The following is a 21,405-nucleotide window of genomic DNA, read 5'->3' as shown; positions in this document are numbered from 1 at the left end:
GGGTTGAGCCCGGCCAGCGGCCGGGTTCCAGGATAAAAGCTTCAATCAGGACAACACTTGACCCGCCGCCACCGTCAGCCCGTCATGCCACCACGCCGCAAGACTGAAGACGTTGGGCGCCTTGAGGATCGTGAAATGGTTGCCCGGGCCGTACCACACCGCCAGATCCCTGGCCTCGCGCTGCCAGCCTTCGAGCATCGCCGTCTGTTCGCGCCGGTTGCCCGAGGCGTCCAGGGTCGGGTCGTCCACCAGCGCCAGACGCACCGGCCCGGTATAGGCCAGCGCCGGTCGATAGACCGTACGCAGCGCCGTGGCGAAGGTGCGTACCGGCCCCTGCATCGCATCGACTGACGCACGTTCGGACAGCACACCCGCGCGCACCATCCCGTCATGCAGCAGGCGCATTTGCGTGCTGTCGTCGGCCTCGGCGAAGGCCAGCGCATCGATGCCCAGAGACTTGCCGCTGGACAACTGCAGCGACTCGATCAGCCGCAACATCGCCGCCGTCGTGGTATATGGCTTGCCCACCACACTGTTGCCGCCAGGTGATTCGCTGTCGATCAGGGTCAGGGACGCCACTTCGCGCCCCGCCGCCTGCAACTGCGCCGCCATGGCGTAAGCCACCCAGCCACCAAACGAATGCCCGATCAGATGCACCGGTCCCTGCGGGTACAACTGCTCAAGCGCCCGCAGGTAGAACGTGGCGGCGCTTTCGACCCTGCTGTGCGGCACGGTCGCGCCGTCGAGGCCTCGGGGTTGCAGCCCATGAATCGGCCACTCCGGCCCCAGCGCCTCGGTCAGGTGGATGAACCCGGTGACAGTGTCCCCGGCCCCCGGCACGCAGAAAATCGGTGCATGCCCGGTGTGACCGGTCTGAATCGTCAGGATCGGCTGATAAGCCGTTGGCGCTGGCGCGGTTGCCGTTTCCAGCGCCTGAGTCAGGGCCTGCCCCAGCGCCTGAACGTGCGGTGCTTTCATCATGCTCTGGTGATCGCCCGGAACATCAATGCAGTTCAGCTCCACACCTGGCAGTTCTTCAGCCCAACCGCACGTGGGGCTGAGTCGTGACATTGGCGCCGAACGCTCCCTGGCACGCAGCAGATGCAACGGCAGACCGATCGGGTTGATCCGGTAATGGGCCAACGCATGTCCGTGGGCCACCTCCCGGTCGAGGTAATGCCAGGCATCCGCCGACGCGACAGCTGCCAGCTCGGGTCTGAGCAGCTGTTGTTCGTGACAATGGTTGAACAAATCGGCGAACGCCCACTGCTCAAGTTCGGTCTGCAACACGGCCAGACGCGCCAGTGCTTGCTGCCCCTGGGTCTCACGCCCGGCCCAATGCGCCGTGCAATGCAAAAGCAATTGGCGCTTGTGCACATGTGCATCGTTCCACTGCGCCTTGTTCGGATCGGCCAGGCGCGGCACGTAGGTGTCGATCAGCCCGACGAACGCCACTGCCTCGTCCAACCCGAGCAGTTGCGACGCGATTTCATAAGCCAGCACACCACCGAACGACCAACCGGCAAGCCGATAGGGGCCGTGGGGTTGTCTGGCGCGGATCACCTCGACCAGCCGGGCTGCCAGGCACTCCATGGTGCGCAGTTGCGCGCTACCGGGATCGATACCCGGCAAGCCGTAAATCGGAAACTCGCCGCCGATGTGCATGCCCAGCGCCGGGAAATACAGGTCCTGACCACTGAACTCATGCACCAGGAACAACGGCGTGCCCCGGTCGCTTGCACGCACCACGATCACGCCGTCATGACGCCGCACAGCGTCATTGCGCTGGCACAACAGCGTGGCAGTAGCCTCGACAGTTGGATGCTGGAACAGCTCGGCCAACGAAACCGGCATGTCGGCCTTTTGCATCAGGTCGACGAGCCGCACCGCCAGCAGCGAATGCCCGCCCAGTTCGAAGAAGTTGTCATGGCGTCCTACCCGTCCGACTTGCAACACTTCAGCCCAGAGCCCGGCCAGAGACGCCTCAAGAGGATTGGCCGGCGCTTCGTAGTCACGAATGAGCAGCGCCTGATGTGTCGGTGCCGGCAACGCTTTACGATCGACCTTGCCGTTATTGTTCAGCGGCAGGCTCTCCAGCGCCACCCAGGCGGTCGGCACCATGTACTCCGGTAACCTGGCTTGCAGCAGTGCGCGCAGAGTAGCGCTCTGCAGTTCCGAATCGTGCGCGGTGTAATAGGCCACCAGCCGCGTTGGCTCCTGTTCGTCGCGTCGGGCCAGGACCACCGCTTCCTTGACGCCCGGACAGCTCAACAGGCGGTTTTCGATTTCCCCGAGCTCAATGCGGAAGCCGCGAATCTTCACCTGGTCATCGTTGCGGCCGATGCATTCCAGTCGCCCCGGCGCCTGCCAGCGCACCAGGTCGCCCGTGCGATACATCAAGGCTTGCGGATTGTCGCTGAACGGATCCCGGAGGAATTTCTCGGCACTGAGTTGAGGCCGATTCAAATAGCCCAGTGCAACCCCCTGACCGCCGATGTACAACTCGCCAGTGACGCCGAACGGCACCGGTTGTTGCCGGTCATCCAACACATATACGCGGGTATTGCCGATGGGGCCGCCAATCGAAACGCTGTCCGCATCCGGCGCCACCTCACGCACTTCGAAGGTGGTGGCGTACGTTGTGGTTTCGGTCGGGCCATAACAATGCACCAGGCGCAGGTCCGGCGCTTCGGCGAGCAGCTTTCGAAACGCCGCCGGATCACCACGCTCGCCACCGCACAGCAGGATGCGCAGCCCTTTGAGCGCCTCGGGAATCAATTGCACGTACTGATTGAACAACGCGGTGGTGACGAAGAGGATCGTCGCCCCGCAGCGCTCCAGTTCCCGACCGAATGCCTGCGGGTCGAGCAAGATCCCATGATCGATCACGGCCACCTGTCCACCGTTGAGCAAGGCGCCCCAGATGTCCATGGTGCTCGCGTCGAACGCCGGGTTCGACGCGAATGCCACCCGGTCACGCGGGTTGAAATCGGCATAGCCGCAATCGATCACAAGGCGTGTAATGCCTCGATGCGGCACCATGACCCCCTTCGGGGTGCCCGTGGAGCCCGAGGTGTACATGATGTACGCCAACGCCTCCGAGGACTGAGGCAGATCCGGGTTGTGCGAAGGACTCCCGGCAAGCGCCAGGGTATCCAGATCCATTCGCCGGACCGGGTAATCGATGGTCTGATCGCTGCCGGTCAACAGTGCGACCGCCTGACAATCCTGCACCATGAATGCCTGACGCTCGGCGGGTGCGTTGATGTCCACCGGCACATAGGCCGCCGCACACTTGATGATCGCCAACTGTGCGACCAGCAGCTCCAGAGAGCGTGGCAACAGAATCGCCACATGATCACCGGGCCGCACACCTTGAGCGATGAGATGATGAGCCAGGCAATTGGCGCTGTGGTTCAATTCTGCGTAACTCAACACCTGCGTCCCATGCACCGCAGCGACGGCTTGCGGATGCTCGGCGGCCTGCATCTCGAAGACCCGGTGCACGGTCAACACTTGCGGACAATCCCGCGCGGTGGCGTTGAATTCGTCGAGCAACTGCGTGCGTTCCTGATCCTCGATTATCTGCACGTGTTCCAGCACTGCCTGGTCGTTGTTGACCATGGCCTGCAACAAACGCTGGAAGTAACCGATATAGCGCCGCGCCGTTGCCTCATCGAAGAGCGCTGTGGCGTACTCCATCCAGCCATTTATCCCGTTGGGCGATTCACCCAGGGTCAGGGTCAGGTCGAACTTGGCGAAGTGACTCGGCTCGGCCACCGCTTCCAGGGTCAGATCCCCCAGCGCCAATACCGGCCCGTCGCTGTTGCGCCAGTTGAACATGGTCTGGAACAGCGGACTGTGGGCCAGGCTGCGGGCCGGTCGGGCGATTTCCACCACGTGCTCGAAGGGCAGGTCCTGATGGTCCTGGGCCTGCAAGGTCAGCGCCTTGACCCGTGCCAGCAACGCTTCGACGCTCAGCTCACCGGAGGTATCGATGCGTAACGCCAGGGTATTGACGAACAACCCGATCAGTCCCTCGATTTCGGCCCGCAAACGGTTGGCCACCGGTGAGCCGACCACGACGTCCGATTGCCCGGACAAACGACTGAGCAGCATCGCCCACGCGCACAGCATCGTCATGTACAGCGTCACGCCATGGCGCTGGCTCAAGGCTTTGAGCCCGGCGCTCAAGCGCTCGTCCAGGCATACTTCGACGCTGCTGCCGGCGTAATCCTGTTGCGGTGGTCGCGGTCGGTCGGCAGGCAACGTCAGCAAGACTGGCGCATCGGCCAGCGTGCGTTGCCAGTAGTCGCTCTGGCGCTGCAATACTTCCCCGCTCAGCCAGCGTCGCTGCCAGACGGCATAGTCGGTGTATTGCAATGTCAGCGGCGGCAAAGGGTCCTCCAGCCCTTGACTGAAAGCCTGATACAACGCCATCAGCTCGCGGGTCAGCACCTCCATCGACCAACCGTCGGAGATGATGTGATGCAAGGTGATCAGCAGCACATGGTGATCGTCGGCCAGACGCACCAGTCGCCCGCGAATCAACGGATCGTCCTGCAGGTCGAACGGGCCTGAAGCTTCCCCCTGAATCAGCGCCTGCAAGGCTTTGTCGGCCTGCGGGTGCTGGCGCAAGTCCTCGACACGCAGCAGCACGCCGCTGTCGGGCGGGGTAATCAGCACCTGGGCGTCGCCATTGCAGGGGGCGAAGCGGCTGCGCAGGCTTTCGTGCCGGGCGACAATCCGGGCCAGCGCCCGCTGTAGCGCATCGGCGTCGAGCACACCGCGCAGACGCAGGCCGATCGGAATGTTGTAAGCCGTGTTGGCACCTTCCATCTGTGCCAGAAACCAGAATCGCTGCTGGGAAAACGACAGCGGCAATACGCCTTCCCGTGGCACCGGCAGGATCGGCGGCTGCGTCGAGCGTCCGGCCCGGGCGAGCGACTGCGCCACCGACGTCAGGTCGGCATTGGCGAACAACTCGCCGAGCGCAAGCTCCACGCCCAGCCGCTGGCGCACTTGCGCAACCATGCGCATGGCCAGCAACGAATGTCCGCCCAACTCAAAGAAATGATCCTGACGCCCTATCCGCTCGACCTGCAGAACCTCGGCCCAGATCTGCGCCAGCGTGCATTCCAATTCGCCTTGCGGCGCCTCGTACTCGCGTGTGAGCAGCGCCGTGCGCTCCGGCAACGGCAGGGCCTTGCGATCGAGTTTGCCATTGGCGGTCAGCGGCAGGCTGTCGAGTCTGACGAACGCGACCGGCACCATGTACTCGGGCAACTGGCCCAGCAGATGCTCGCGCAGTTGCGCCACAGCCAGTGGCTGCACCTGGGCCTGCTCGGTGAAATAGGCCACCAGCCGTGGTTGTCCGGGCTCGTCTTCACGGGCCAGCAGCACCACTTCCTGAATGCCGGGGAGCTGCTGCAGACGGCTTTCGATTTCCCCCAGTTCGATGCGCATGCCGCGGATTTTCACTTGGTCATCGTTGCGCCCCAGGTATTCGATCGTCCCGTCCCGGCGCCAGCGGGCAAGGTCGCCGGTGCGATACATACGCGCATTCGGGCGTTGACTGAACGGGTCCGGCAGGAAGCGTTCAGCGGTCAGTTGCGCACGGTTCAAATAGCCGCGCGCTACGCCTCTGCCACCGATATACAGCTCGCCGGACACACCGATCGGCACCGGGCGCTGTTGGTCGTCGAGCAGATACACCGAGGTATTGCTCACCGGTTTACCGATGTGCAGCACCTCCCCCGCCTCGATCCGTCCGGACGTGGCAACGACGGTGGCTTCGGTCGGGCCATAGTTGTTGATCACATCGAAATGCTGATTGCGCGAAAACTGACGCAAGCGGTCGCCGCCGATCAGCAAGGTGCGCAATGTCGGGTGCTCGAGATGCCGACTGAAGGCGTATTCGGCGACGGGCGTCGGCAGGAAACTCACATCCAGCGGTTGCGCGCACCACCAGGCCAGCAGCCCGTCGACGTCTTCGCCGCCATCCTGAGCGGGCGCCAGGTGCAGGGTCGCGCCAACGGACAGAGCTGGCCAGACTTCCCAGGCCATCGCGTCGAAGCCGAACCCGGCCAGACTCGACGTATGGCGACCGGCGCACAGGTCAAAGGCGTTGCTGTGCCAGTCGACCAGATTGGCCAGTGTCTGATGTTCGACCATTACGCCCTTGGGCAAACCGGTGGAGCCCGAGGTGTAGATCACATAAGCCAGGTTCGCTTCGGACAGTCCCGGCACCAGCGGATTGGTGTCATTGCCTGAGCGCCAGGTGCAAGGGTCGAGATCGAGCACCGGCCGCTCCTGCGTCGGCAGCCGTGCGAGCAGGTCACGTGAGGTCAGGATCACCACCGGTGCGCAGTCACCCAGCAGATAATTCAAGCGTTCGGCCGGATGCGCGGGGTCGATCGGTACATACCCGGCGCCGGCCTTGAGGACTGCGAGCATTCCGGCCAGGGTGTCCAGTCCTCGACGGGCGACGATGGCTACCCGGTCATCCGGTCGCACGCCCAGATCGATCAAGCGATGCGCCAGAAGGTTGGCCTGGCGATTCAGTTCGTCGAACGTCAGTTGCTTGTCCAGGTGCACCGCCGCCAACGCTTGCGGTCGCGCGACGACCTGCGCCTCGAAGCGTTGATGAATCGTCTGTCCGCGAACGTATTCGACATTGCTGGCGTTGAACCCCGTCAACAGCTGTTCGCGCTCCGGGGCGGGCAACACCGACAGTTGGCTCAACGGCGTATCCGCCGCTTGCTCCAGCGTCTGCAACAGGTTTTCCATGGCACACAACATATAGCCGCAGATCCGCTGCGCCTCGACTTCACGGGTGGCCAGCAGCGTCAGGCTGAAGTGATCGCCAAAGTCATCGATGCTCAAGGTCAGCGGGTAATTGGTGCGTTCTTGCGCATGCAGGACGCTGATCCCCTCCCAGGCCGAGAGCGCTTCGGCACTGGCATTGGCACTCGAGGTGCTGTGCCGATAATTGAGCAGCGAATTGAACAGCGGCGATGACCCGACCACCCCGCTGCAGCGCTGGGCCAGCACCAGCGGGGCGTGCTCATGGCGCATCAGGCTGGTCAGACGTGCATGGGTGGCCTTCACCGACTCGCTTGCTGCCAGCGCGCTGACCTCGACCCGTAGCGGCAAGGTGTTGATGAAAATGCCCAGCGCGCGGTCGGTCGCCTCCGCCCCTTGCATCCGACCCATCAACACGGTACCGAACACAACAGCCGACTTTCCGGTGAGTGCATTGAGGACCTGCCCCCAGCCGAGATGGAACAGACTCGCGACACTCACACCGAGCGACCGGGCACTGGCTCGCAGGCGCTGCCCCAGCAGCGGGTCAAGTGGCACACCACATTCTTCGATGTCACTGCCATCGCCATGCACGCCTTGCAGACCGAACGGTAACGTCGGCTCGTCGATATCACCGAGCATCTCGCGGAAAAATGCCTCGTGCTCCGACTCGCTGATGCCTAGTCGCGCCTGGGCGACATAATTGCGAAACGGTACGGGCGGTCCCAGTCTGGCGCTCTGCCCTGACAGGCAAGCCTGCATTTCCTCGCTGACCACAGCGAGCGCCGAGTGATCCATCGCCATGTGGTGAAACAGCAATATGGCGACGATACGCCCGGCCTCTGCATCCCAGGCATGGGCCAGGCGCAATAGCGGCGCGCGAGTCACGTCGAGGCGAAAGTGCCGGGCGTCAAATCGCGCATGCAACTGTTCCAGGACATCGCCTTCAGCCGCATCGAGCTGCATTGCTTCCAAAGGCAACCCGACATTTCGCAGGACCACTTGCACCGGCGTGTCCAGTCCTTCCCAGACGATGGCGGTGCGCAGAATGTCGTGGCGCTGGATGACGGTCTGCAACGCCTGGACGAATGCCTCGAACCGCTCGAGTCCGCTGAACGCGAATTTCGCCTGCATCACATACGGATCACCCTGTGCAGCGCTCGCGTGGTGGTAGAGGATGCCCTCCTGCAACGGCGTCAGCGGATAGATGTCCTGGACATTGGCGCCGCCGCCAGGGATCTGCGCGACAATTTGATCGAGGGTGTCTTGGCTAAGGTCAACCAGCGTCAGCATCGCCGGGGTGATCCGTGTGGTGCCCGGTGAAATTGCATTGGCCGGCACTTCAACCTGCCCTTCCCGTGCGGCCGAGTAATCGCCCGCCTCGATCAGCTCGATCAATGCCGGCTTGTGCTCGCGCAACGCGGCCAGCAAACCCGGCTCACTCAGGGCCTGCTTGTTGCCATTGACCCGTAATTGCCCGTCCGTGATTGCCAACTGGATGTCTTTTGTCTTCAGTGTCGCCAACAGTTCATTCAGGTTCACAGGACGATCTCCATTCTTTCCGTGATGGCTGCATAACCAGCCAGAGTCGGTTGCTCGAACAACGTCCGGACATCGGCTTCGATACCTTCCTGTTGCAGACGCCCGATCAGATTGACTGCCAGCAACGAATGCCCACCCAGCTCAAAGAAATGGTCTTGCCGCCCGACGCGTTCGACTTTGAGCAATTCGCACCACAGTCGCGCAAGGAGGATTTCCATCTCGCCGACCGGCGCCTCGTATTCGCGGCGACTGACCGCAGCCTGATCCGGTGCCGGCAGCGCCTTGCGATCCACCTTGCCGTTGGGGCTCAGCGGCAGGCTGTCGAGCGCGACGAATGCCGACGGCACCATGTAATCGGGCAAGCGTGCCAGCAAGTGCTCGCGCAATGCCTCGATCCCCGGCTGACCGGCCTCGGCGTGCCAGGTGAAGTACGCCACCAGACGCTCCTCACGCACCAGCACCACGGCTTCGCGCAGGGCTGGATGGCTGAGCAACTGCGCTTCGATTTCACCCGGCTCCAGGCGCAGGCCACGCAGCTTGACCTGGAAGTCGTTGCGCCCGATGAATTCGAGCTGGCCATCGACGCGGTAGCGCACAAAGTCGCCCGTGGCGTACAACCGGTCGCCGGTCACGAACGGGCTCGGGATAAACCGTTCGGCCATCAATTGCGGCAGGCCCAGATAACCCCGCGCAACCCCGGCACCGCCAATGAACAACTGACCGATGACCCCCATCGGCACCGGCCGCTCGGCGGCATCCAGTACATACAAACGGGTGTTGTTGATCGGCCGTCCGATCGGCAACGCGCTGTCCGGCACCGGCATCGACGGCTCCAGCGTCCACACCGTGCTGTCGACCGTCGCTTCGGTCGGGCCGTAGACGTTGTGCAAACGCACTTGCGGCAAGCGCTCGCGCACAAGACGAGCCAGCGCCGGCGTCAGGTCGCCGCCGCCACAGAACACGTCGGTGAGACTGCTGCACTGGCTGACGTCGTCCTGCTCGAGGAACTGTTGCAACAGCACCGGCACGAACTGGACCACGCCGATCCGCTGCTCGCGAATCACCCGCGCCAGATACGCTGGCTCGCGGTGCCCGTCAGGACGCGCCAGCACCAGACGCAGTCCGGTACTCAATGGCCAGAACAGCTCCCAGACCGAGGCATCGAAACTGAACGGGGTTTTCTGCAACAGGGCACCGTCCGTCACGGCGGGACACAGCTGCGAACTCCAGTGCAACAGGTTGCCCACGCCGCGATGCTCGACCATCACGCCTTTCGGCGCCCCGGTCGAACCGGAGGTGTAGATCACGTAGGCCAGGTTCGAAGCGCTCAGGCCCGGCACTTGCGGGTTGTCATCCGGGTTGCATGTCCAGTGCGCCTGATCCAGGTCGATCACCAGCGCGGCGCTTTCGTCGAGCAATGCACGAGTCGCCCCGTGCACCAGCACCGCCACAGGGGCGCTGTCCTTGAGCATGTAATCCAGACGTTCCGCCGGGTACGCCGGGTCCAGCGGCACATAGGCGCCGCCGGCCTTGAGAATGCCGAGCAGACCGACGATCAGTTCCAGCCCACGCTCGACACAGATCGCCACCCGCGAATCCGGCCCCACGCCCAGTTCGCGCAGGTGATGCGCCAGACGGTTGGCCTGAGCGTTGAGTTTGGCGTAGGTCAGTTGCCGTACACCGGCCTGCAACGCGATGGCTTGCGGCGTACGTTGGACTTGCGCTTCGAACAGCCCGTGAACGGTTTGCTCCAGATTGTCTGCGGTGCCGGTGGCGTTGAGGTCGTACAGCACTCGCTGACGTTCTGCGCCTTCAAGGATCGGCAAGCGGTTCAGCGGCTGATCCGGTGCTTGTTCAAGGGCGTCCGCGAGTTTCTCCAACGCGGTCTGCATGTAGTCGCAGATGCGTTGCGAACCGATGCTCGCAGGGGTCATGGCGGTGAGCACAAATCCGCTGCCCAGATCATCGACGCCCAGGCTCAGCGGATAGTTGGTGCGTTCTTCGCTGCTCAGGGTCTCGATACCCTGCCAGGCCTGACGGACGCTTTGCTGTTGCGCCTCGTCGGCGCTGTGCCGGTAGTTGAGCATCGAACTGAACAGCGGCGACGGCGCGGCCACACCGCTGCAACGCTGGGCCAGCGCCAGTGACGCGTGTTCATGGCCGAGCAGCGCACTGAGCCGCGCATGCGTCGCCCGAGCGCCTTCGCGCACCGGGGTTGCCCCCAGATCGACCCGCAGCGGCAAGGTATTGATGAACATCCCCAGCGCCCGGTCGGCACCCTCACCGCCCTGCATCCGGCCCATCAGCACCGTGCCGAACACCACCCGCTCCTGACCCGACGTCGCCGCCAGCACCTGGGCCCACGCGAGGTGGAACAGACTCGCCACGCTGATGCCCAGTTGCCGGGCCAGGCTGCGCAGACGCTGGCTGGTTATGGCGGTCAGCGCCTGTTGCGTTTCCTCGATGTCGCGACCGTCGCCTTGTACATCCTGCAAGCCGAACGGCAGGGTCGGCTCGTCGATGTCGCCGAGCATTTCCCGAAAGAACGCTTCGTGCTCCTGCTCGCTGACACCCAGCCGCGCCTGCGCCACGTAGTTGCGGTAAGGCACGGCCGCCTTCAGCGAAGCTTCATGCCCTTGCAGGCAGGCGAGCATTTCGTGCTGTACCACGTCCAGCGCGGTGTGATCGAGCACGAGATGGTGGAACAACAACATCGCGACTACCCGGTCGTGAGCCGGATCACGGGCATACACCAGACGCAACAATGGCGCCTGTCTGATGTCGAGGCGGTAGTGCCGGGCATCGAAATGCTCGTGCAACTGCTCGAGGATGTCGCCATCCGCCGGATCGAGCACGATCGCCTGCACCGGCAGGTCTGCGTGACGCCACACCACTTGCATCGGTTCGGCCAGTTTCTGCCAGACCACCGCCGTACGCAGGATGTCGTGACGCGCAATGACCTGGCGCAGCGCCGCAACAAAGCTGTCGAGCCGCTCGAGACTGTCGAAGGCCAGCCGCGATTGCAGCAGGTACGGGTCACCCTGCTCCGCGCTCAAGTGGTGATAGAGGATGCCTTCCTGCAACGGCGCCAGCGGATAAATATCCTGCACGTTGGCAGTGCCACCCGGCACCGTGGCAACGATCCGGTCGATGCTTGGCTGATCCAGTTCGGTCAGGCTCAGCAACTCCGGAGTGATGCGGGTGCAGTCGGCAGGAATGCGGTTGGCAGGCACTTCGATTTCGCGACCGCTGCCCACCGCCGCGGCCAGTGCAGCCAGCGTTGGCTGGCTAAACAGCACGCGCACGTCAGTGTTGAGGCCGATCTGGCGCAGGCGTTCGATCAGGCTGACCGCCAGCAACGAGTGGCCGCCCAGTTCGAAGAAGTTGTCGTGGCGACCGACTTTTTCCAGCTTCAGGACGTCAGCCCAGATCTGCGCCAGCGCGGCTTCCACCGGGCCTTGCGGGGCTTCGTATTCACGGCGGAGCCAGGCGCTTTGATCCGGTTCCGGCAAGGCCTTGCGGTCGAGTTTGCCGTTGGCGGTCAGCGGCAAGGCGTCGAGTCGCACGTAGGCGGCCGGGATCAGGGCTTGCGGCAATCGGGTTTGCAGATGATTGCGCAGGGCTTCGATATCGGTCGGCGCACGCTCGGTGAACCACACCAGCAACTGGCCGTCGCGCACCAGCGCTACTGCGTCCTGCACCGCGGGATGGCTGGCCAGCGCCGCTTCGATTTCCCCCAGTTCAACCCGCACACCGCGCAGTTTCACCTGATCGTCGTTGCGGCCCACGTACTCGATGTTGCCGTCCGCCCGCCAGCGCGCGAGGTCGCCGGTGCGGTACATGCGCCCTTCGTTGAACGGATCATTCAGGAAGCGTTCGGCAGTCAGATCGGGACGGTTCAGGTAGCCCCGCGCCACACCGGCGCCGGCGACGTACAACTCGCCCGTCACCCCCACAGGCACCGGACGTTGCTGGTCATCCAGCAGGTAGATGCGGGCGTTGGCCATCGGCCGGCCGATGTGCAGCGGTTGACCCACTTCAACCGGGCCGGAGGTGGCGACCACCGTGGCTTCGGTCGGGCCGTAGTTGTTGATCACCGCGAAGGTCTGCGCACGGTTGAACTGACGCAGTTTGTCGCCACCGATCAACAAGGTACGCAGGGTCGGGTGTTGCAGCACGCGGCTGAAGGCATATTCGGCCACCGGCGTCGGCAGGAAACTCACCTGCAACGGCTGCGCTCGCCACCAGTCGAGCAGTTCGTCCAGGTGCTCGTTGCTCACCGTTTCCGGCGGCAGGTGCAACGTCGCACCGACGCACAGCGCCGGCCAGACTTCCCAGGCCATCGCATCGAAACCGAAACCGGCAACGCTGGCGGTGTGGCTGCCGGCGTGCAGGTCGAAGGCTTCGGCGTGCCAGTGCACAAGGTTTTCCAGGGTCGCGTGTTCGACCATCACGCCTTTCGGCTGGCCGGTGGAGCCCGAGGTGTAGATCACGTAGGCCAGGTTGTCCGGCGTAAAATCGGCGACCTGCAGATCAGCAACCGACAGGCCTGACCAGGTTTCATGGGCGAGATCAATCACCGGTACGCCAGCCTGATCAGACAGTGCTGCGTCGCGAACCAGTACCACCCTCGGCGTACTGTCGGCCAGCATGTAAGCGATGCGCTCGGGTGGATAAGCCGGGTCGACCGGTACATAAGCGGCGCCGGCCTTGAGGATCGCCAGCAAGCCGACCAGCATGTCCGGGCTGCGTTTGAGACAGATCGCCACTCGCGTCTCGGTGGTGACACCCAGCCCCTGCAGATGATGGGCCAGGCGATTGGCGCGCTGGTTCAACTGCCTGAACGTCAGGCGCTGCGTGCCCGCCTGAACCGCCACGGCATCCGGCGTGCGCGCAACCTGCGCTTCGAACAGACGATGAACACCTTGCGCTGAAGGGTAATGCGCGGCGCTGGCATTGAAGTCGCCAAGCAGCTGCGCGCGCGCCGCCGCTGACAGCACGTTAAGACGTTCAAAGGCCTGTCCGGGGTTGTCAGCCAACGCTGTCGCCAGCTCCGTCAGAGCGGTGTGCATCAGCTCGCAGACCCGCTGCGCCCCCACATGATCCGGAGTCAGCACCGACAGGTTGAAGCCATCGCCCTGGTCATTGATGCTGAGGGTCAGCGGATAATTCGTGCGGCCGTCCTGGGCCAGGAATTCGATGCCTTGCCAGACCTGATCAACCGTCTGTCGCGCAGCGTCGTGGCCGCTGTGTCGATAGTTGAGTACCGCGCTGAACAGCGGTAAAGGGGCGGCCACGGCGCTGCAACGCTGAGCCAGGGCCAGCGACGCATGTTCGTGTCCCAGTAAAGCCGCCAGCCGCTCATGAACCGTGCGAACCGCTTCACTCACACGCTGTCCGTCTACCTGCACGCGCAGTGGCAAGGTGTTGATGAACATCCCCAATGCCCGATCCGCGCCCTCGCCGCCTTGCATGCGCCCCAGCAGCACCGTGCCGAACACAACGTCCCGGCGTCCGGAGGTCGCCGCCAGCACCCGTGCCCAGGCGAGATGAAACAGGCTCGCGACGCTGACCCCGAATTGCCGCGCCTGGCGGCGCAGGTGCCGATTCAGTTCCAGCGGCAGGGCCAGCGAATACTCCTCGATGTTGCGGCCATCGCCCTGTACGTCCTGCAAGCCGAATGGCAGGGTCGGCTCGTCAATATCACCGAGCATTTCGCGAAAGAAGGTTTCGTGTTCTTCCTCGCTGATGCCCTGGCGGGCCTGATGGACGTAGTTGCGGTACGGCGCGGCGGGCGGCAAAGACTCAATCTGCCCCGGCAGATACACCTGCATGTCCCGGCGAACCACCTCCAGCGCCGTGTGATCCAGCACGACGTGATGGAACAACAGAACGCCTGCCACCCGGCCATGCAGCGGATCCTCGGCATACATCAGACGGATCAGCGGTGCCTGACCGAGGTCGAGGCGAAAATCCCGGGCATCGAACCGTGCGCGCAACTGATGGAGGATATCGCCGTCCAGCGGACTCAGAGCCACCGATTGAACCATCAGCGCGGCCTCTCGCCACACCACTTGCTGCGGGCTCGGCAACCCTTCCCACACCAGGCTGGTGCGCAGGATGTCGTGACGCGCAATCACCTTTTGCAAGGCGTTGGCAAAAGCGTGCAAGCGCTCGACGCTGGCAAAGGCCAGACATGACTGTAATAAGTAGGGATCGCCCTCGGCGGCGCTCAGGTGGTGGTAAAGAATGCCTTCCTGTAACGGCGCCAGCGGATAAATGTCCTGCACGTTGGCGGCGCCGCCGGGCACGGTGGCAACGATCCGGTCAATGCTGGCCTGATCCAGCTCGGTCAGGCTCAGCAACTCCGGGATGATGTGGGTGCAGCCGGCCGGAATGCGATTGGCCGGCACTTCGACTTCACGACCGCTGCCCACCGCCGCGGCCAGCGCTGCCAGGGTCGGCTGGCTAAACAGCACGCGCACGTCAGTGTTGAGGCCGATCTGGCGCAGGCGTTCGATCAGGCTGACCGCCAGCAACGAGTGGCCGCCCAGTTCGAAGAAGTTGTCGTGGCGACCGACCTTTTCCAGCTTCAGGACATCGGCCCAGATCTGCGCCAGCGCAGATTCCACCGGGCCTTGCGGGGCTTCGTATTCACGGCTGAGCCAGGCGCTTTGATCCGGTTCCGACAAGGCCTTGCGGTCGAGTTTGCCGTTGGCGGTCAGCGGCAAGGCGTCGAGTCGCACGTAGGCGGCCGGGATCAGGGCTTGCGGCAATCGGGTTTGCAGATGATTGCGCAGGGCTTCGATATCGGCCGGTGCACGCTCGGTGAACCACACCAGCAACTGGCCGTCGCGCACCAGCGCTACTGCGTCCTGCACTGCCGGATGGCTGGCCAGCGCTGCTTCGATTTCCCCCAGTTCAACCCGCACACCGCGCAGTTTCACCTGATCGTCGTTGCGGCCCAGGTATTCGATATTGCCGTCCGCTAACCAGCGTGCGAGGTCGCCGGTTCGGTACATGCGCCCTTCGTTGAACGGATCATTCAGGAAGCGCTCGGCGGTCAGATCGGGACGGTTCAGGTAGCCCCGCGCCACACCGGCGCCGGCGACGTACAACTCGCCCGTCACACCTACTGGCACGGGGCGTTGCTGGTCATCCAGCAGATAGATGCGGGCGTTGGCCATCGGCCGGCCGATGTGCAGCGGTTGACCCACTTCAACCGGGCCGGACGTGGCGACCACCGTGGCTTCGGTCGGGCCGTAGTTGTTGATCACCGCGAAGGTCTGCGCACGGTTGAACTGACGCAGCTTGTCGCCACCGATCAGCAACGTGCGCAGGGTCGGGTGTTGCAGCTCGCGGCTGAAGGCGTATTCGGCCACCGGCGTCGGCAGGAAACTCACCTGCAACGGCTGCGCTCGCCACCAGTCGAGCAGTTCGTCCAGGTGCTCATTGCTCACCGATTCCGGTGGCAGGTGCAACGTCGCCCCGACGCACAACGCCGGCCAGACTTCCCAGGCCATCGCATCAAAGCCGAACCCGGCAACGCTGGCGGTGTGGCTGCCGGCGTGCAGGTCGAAGGCTTCGGCGTGCCAGTGCACAAGGTTTTCCAGGGTCGCGTGTTCGACCATCACGCCTTTCGGCTGGCCGGTGGAGCCCGAGGTGTAGATGACGTAGGCCAGATGCTCGGGGGTCAGGTCCGGCAACTGTGGATTGCTGTCCGGCAGATGCTGCCAGGCGTCACTGTCAAGATTGATCACCGGCACGGCGCCCAGCAGATCGCGAGTGGCCGTCTGTGCCAGTACCGCCACCGGATCGCTGTCCTGCAACAGATAAGTGATCCGTTCTGCCGGATGTGCCGGATCGACCGGTACATAACCGGCGCCAGCCTTGAGGATCGCCAGCAGCCCGACCAGCATCTGCGGACCCCGCTGCACGCAGAGCGCGACGCGATCGTCCGGTTGCACGCCGAGACCGATCAGGTGATGGGCCAGGCGGTTGGCGCGGCGGTTCAACCCGTCGTAGCTCAGACGTTGCCCGCCCTGCACCATTGCCACAGCGTCGGGTTGGATCGCCGCTCGCGCTTCAAACAACTGGTGCACAACATGACCGTGGGCAAAGTCGCGACCGGTGATATTGAAACCGACCAGCACGCGCTGGCGTTCGGCCGCCGACAGAATCGCCACCTGATTCAATGGCGCATGGCGATCCTGTTCCAGCGCGCTCAGCAAATTGTCCAACGCCGTTTGCAGATAATCGCAGACCCGCGCGCCATCCACTTCGTGCACTGCCTGTACAGACAGCCGGAAACCCTGTCCAAGGTCATCGACGCTGACCACCAGCGGATAGTTGCTGCGCTCACGAGAATCGAGAATCCGGATGCCCTCCCATCCCGGCGTAGCCGTCTGTTGCGCGCTGTGGCGATAGTTGAGCAAGGTATTGAACAGCGGTTCTGAACCCGTCACGCCACTGCAACGTTGAGCCAGCATCAGCGGCGCCTGCTCATGCACCAGCAGTTGCGCCAGACGCTCGTGGGTCGCCCTGACACCCGCCTCCACCGCCGTCGCCCCGACATTGACCCGCAGCGGCAGCGTGTTGATGAACATACCCAAGGAACGGTCGGCGCCCTCTCCACCCTGCATGCGCCCCAGCAGCACCGTGCCGAATACCACCTCCTCGCGCCCGCAGATCTGGGCAAGGACCTGGGCCCAGGCCTGATGCACCAGACTCGCAACGCTGATGCCCAGCGTGCGGGCCTGTTGGCGCAGGCGCCCGGCAAGATGCTCATCCAGTGCCAGTTCGCTGTCCACGATGTTTGTGCCATCGCCGAGTACGTCTCGCAGGCCGAACGCCAGGGTCGGTTCAACGATGTCGCCGAGCATGTCGCGAAAGAACGCTTCATGTGCCCCGGTATTCGAACCGAGACGGGCCTGAGCGACATAGTTGCGGTATTGCACGGGGGGCGGCAGCGCGTCGACTTGCCCGTCAAGGGCGTCGCTCATCTCGGCCACCAACACCTCAAGCGCGGTGTGATCGAGCACGATGTGGTGCAACAGCAGGATTGCGACCCAGCGGTTTTGCAACGGGTCTTCGGTGTAGGCGAAGCGCATCAACGGCGCACGCTGCAAGTCCAGGCGATAGTGTCGCGGATCGAAGTGTGCCTGCATTTGCTGCAACACATCACCGTCCTGCGGATCGGCATCCACCCGCTCCAGTGCCAGCGGCGCCGTACGCCACACCACTTGCACTGACTCGTCGAGGTTTTCCCTGACCACACTGGTACGCAGGATGTCGTGCCGGGTGATGACGCTGTTCAATGCGCGGACGAACGCCTTGATCTGCGCCAGTCCGTCGAAGGCGAACTGCGCTTGCAACACGTACGGGTCACCGTCGGCAATGGCCAGATGGTGATAGAGGATGCCCGCCTGCAACGGTGCCAGGGCATAGATGTCCTGCACGTTGTCGATACCGCCCTCGACGGTCTCAACGATACGGTCGATGGCCGCTTGATCCAGCGTGGCCAGCGGCAGCATGTCCGGGGTGATGCGGGTGCAACCGGGTTCGATGCGATTGGCCGGGACGCTGAACGTGGAGGTCCTACCGAGCGTCGCCGCGAGTGCCGCCACGCTCGGCTGGCCGAACAGCACACGGACGTCGCACTGCATGTCCTGCTGACGCATGCGCTCGATCAGCTTCACCGCCAGCAGCGAATGACCGCCCAGCTCGAAGAAATTGTCATGCCTGCCCACCCGGTCCAGCCCGAGCAAGGTCTGCCAGATCACGGCGATGCGGGTTTCGATTTCGCCAAGCGGTGCTTCAAACGCCCGCCGGGCGAAGGCTTCGTTGTCAGGCTGCGGCAACGCCCGGCGATCGAGTTTGCCATTGGCCGTCAGCGGGAAGGCATCAAGGCGCACGAACGCGCCCGGCACCATATGCTCGGCCAGCGAGGCCAGCAGGTGATCGCGCAGTTGAGCAACGCTCGGTTCGACACCTTCGGCGGCCAGCCAGTAGGCCACCAGACGCGTGTCGCCGGGGCTGTCCTCGCGGGCTATCACTACCGCATCGCGCACGCCGTCGCAGGCGGCAAGACGTGCCTGGATCTCGCCAAGTTCGATACGGAAACCACGGATTTTCACCTGGTCATCGTTGCGTCCCAGGTATTCAAGTTCGCCGTCCACCGTCCAGCGTGCCAGATCGCCGGTCCTGTACAAACGCGCTTCGGCATGCCCGCTGAACGGATCGGCGATGAAGCGCTCGGCAGTCAACGCCTCACGATTCAGATACCCTCGGGCAACCCCGGCGCCGCCCACGTACAACTCACCGGTCACCCCGGCCGGCACCGGTTCCCGCCGGGCATCGAGGACGTACAGCTGCAGGTCGGGAATGCGCACGCCGATCGGGCTGCTGGCGGTCAATTGCGCATCTGCCGCCACCAGCGGTCGATAGGTCACATGCACCGTGGTTTCGGTGATGCCATACATATTCACCAGCCGGGTGCCGGCGTTGCCGATCCGCGCGTACCAGGGTCTGAGCGATCCCGGATCGAGCGCCTCACCGCCAAAAATCACTTCGCGCAGCGAATGCTGCAACGGGCTGCGGCCCTGGGCAGCGATCAACTGACGGAACGCGCTCGGCGTCTGGTTGAGTACGGTGACACCCGTGCGGCAGAGCAACGCGTAACACTCGTCCGGCGAGCGGCTGATGTGTTGCGGCACCACCAGCAACTGACCGCCGTAAGCCAGCGCGCCCCAGATTTCCCAGACCGAGAAGTCAAAGGCAAACGAGTGGAACAACGCCCAGACGTCTTGCGCACTGAACCGGAACCAGTCGTGGGTCGCGCCAAACAGACGTGCCACGTTGCGGTGCTCGACCATCACGCCTTTGGGCAGCCCGGTGGAACCCGAGGTGTAGATCACGTAGGCCAGATGCGCCGGATTCAAGTCCGGGATCTGTGGATTGGACTCCGGTTCATTTTGCAAACCTTGGTCGTCAAGGTCGATCTGCGGCACGGAGAGCCCGGCAATCCGATCCAGAGTCGCGGCCTGCATCAGCACCGCCACCGGCGCACTGTCTTGCAGGGTGAAGGTGATGCGCTCCAGCGGATAAGCCGGATCGATCGGCACGTAACCGGCACCCGCCTTGAGCACACCGAGCAGGCCGACGATCATTTGCGGGCCGCGCTCGACGCAGATCGCTACCCGGTCATCCGGACGAATGCCAAGGGCGAGCAAACGATGGGCCACCTGGTTGGTCTGTCGGTTGAGTGCTCCATAGCTGTAAGTACGGCCCTCGAACAGCAACGCAACCGCCTCGGGCCGATTGTGCGCATGCGCTTCGAATTGCTGATGGATCAAAGGCGTGTCGGGAAACGTTGCCTTCGGTGAGTTGACGCCATACAGCCAGTGTTCACGCTCGGCGGGCGGCAGTATGTTCAAGCTGTGCAATGCGGCTTGCGGGTTGTTCTGCAACGCATCGACGAGACTGTCGAGTGCCGTGCGCAGGTAACCGGCGATTCGTGAGGCACCCAGCGCCACATCGGCCAGCACCGTGATGCGCAGGTCCTGACCGAGGTCATCGATGTTGACGGTCAGCGGGTAATTGGTGCGCTCGCGGGCGCCCAGTACCTGCACCCCCGGTGACAGCTCGATCACCTCGGCGACTTCCTCCACGCTGCTGTGGCGGTAGTTGAGCATGGCGCTGAACAGCGGCGTCGGTACCGCCACGGCGCTGCAACGCTGGGCCAGTGCCAGGGACGCCTGCTCATGGGCGAGCAGCGCGGTCAGGCGCCGGTGCGTCGCCAGCACGCCGTCATGAACGCTCGACGCGCCGACATCCACCCGCAAAGGCAAGGTATTGATGAACATCCCCAATGCCTGTTCAACACCGTCAGCCGCGTTCATCCGTCCCAACAGAACGGTGCCGAACACCACCGCCGAGCGCCCGCACAGTTGCCCAAGCACTCGCGCCATGGCCAGGTGCATCAGGCTCGCCACGCTCACGCCCGATTGTCGCGCCAGGATACGCAGGCGCTGGCTCAGATCGCTGTCGAGCATGCACGAGACTTCCTCGATGCCCTGTCCGTCACCTTGTACGTCGTGCAAGCCACCGGGCAGTGTCGGCTCGTCGATGTCGCCGAGCATCTCGCGGAAAAAGTCTTGATGCGCTTGCTCATCCGACCCCAGGCGCGCCCTCGCCAGATGATCGCGAAATGGCACCGCCCTCGCGACGTCGGCGTCGCGGCCGGACAGATAGGCCTGAATTTCCCGGCGCACCACATCGAGCGCGACGTGATCCATGATCATGTGATGGAACAGCAACAACGCGACCACCCGGTCGTTGGCCGGATCCTCGGCGAACACCAGCCGCAACAACGGGGCCTGTCGCAGGTCGAGGCGAAAGTATTGCGGGTCGTGGCGTGCCAGCAATTGCGCGAGGATGTCCTCGCGGTCATTCAGATCGACTTCCTCACAGACCAGCGGGGCTTCACGCCAGACCACCTGCACAGGTTCGTCCAGATGCTCCCAGAGGATGGAGGTGCGCAAAATGTCATGGCGCTCGATCACCCGACGCAACGCTTCGGTGAATGCCTCCAGCCGTTCGCGACTGTCGAACGTGAACCGCGCCTGCGACACATAGGGATCACCCTCGGGTGCGGAGAGATGGTGATACAACAGCCCCTCCTGCAACGGTGCCAGCGGATAAATGTCCTGCACATTCGCCACGCCACCCGGCACCGTGGCAACGATACGGTCGATGGCCGGCTGATCCAGCTGCACCAGCGGCAGCATGTCCGGGGTGATGCGCAGCGCCGGGCTCGACCAGTCGCCGCCGTGGCTCGCCACCAGTTCCAGCAACTGCGCCTTGTGTTTGGCGAGGCTGTCCCACAACGCATCGTCCAGTGCGTCGTCATCGCCCAGAATGACCAGGTCTTCATCGTCCTGTTGAAGGCGGATCGCATGGGTGGAAATAACGGCCATCAGCTCGCGAAATTGCATGGGGGTAACCTGCTGTAAATTCAGAAAAAAGGAGCGCGCAGCGGCGAGTCCGTACGGCTGCGCG

Annotated in this window: 2 protein-coding genes; both read right to left on the bottom strand. The window is 63.8% G+C overall.

Annotated features, from left to right (window positions below):
- Nucleotides 1-45 precede the first annotated feature (45 nt).
- Nucleotides 46-8,346 carry a non-ribosomal peptide synthetase gene (locus NE357_RS11365; RefSeq protein WP_169429923.1) on the bottom strand — a complete coding sequence of 2,767 codons (8,301 nt, stop codon included), beginning with the start codon at nt 8,344-8,346 and terminating at the stop codon, nt 46-48.
- On the bottom strand, nt 8,343-21,341 hold the full coding sequence (locus tag NE357_RS11360; protein WP_445576630.1) for an amino acid adenylation domain-containing protein: 12,999 nt from the start codon (nt 21,339-21,341) through the stop codon (nt 8,343-8,345). Before NE357_RS11360 ends, NE357_RS11365 begins: the two co-directional genes overlap by 4 nt.
- Nucleotides 21,342-21,405: the final 64 nt, after the last annotated feature.

It is taken from the genome of Pseudomonas sp. G7(2022) (assembly GCF_052660475.1).
The sequence above is the reverse complement of the archived record's forward strand: the minus strand, read 5'-3'. Positions and strand labels throughout refer to the sequence as shown.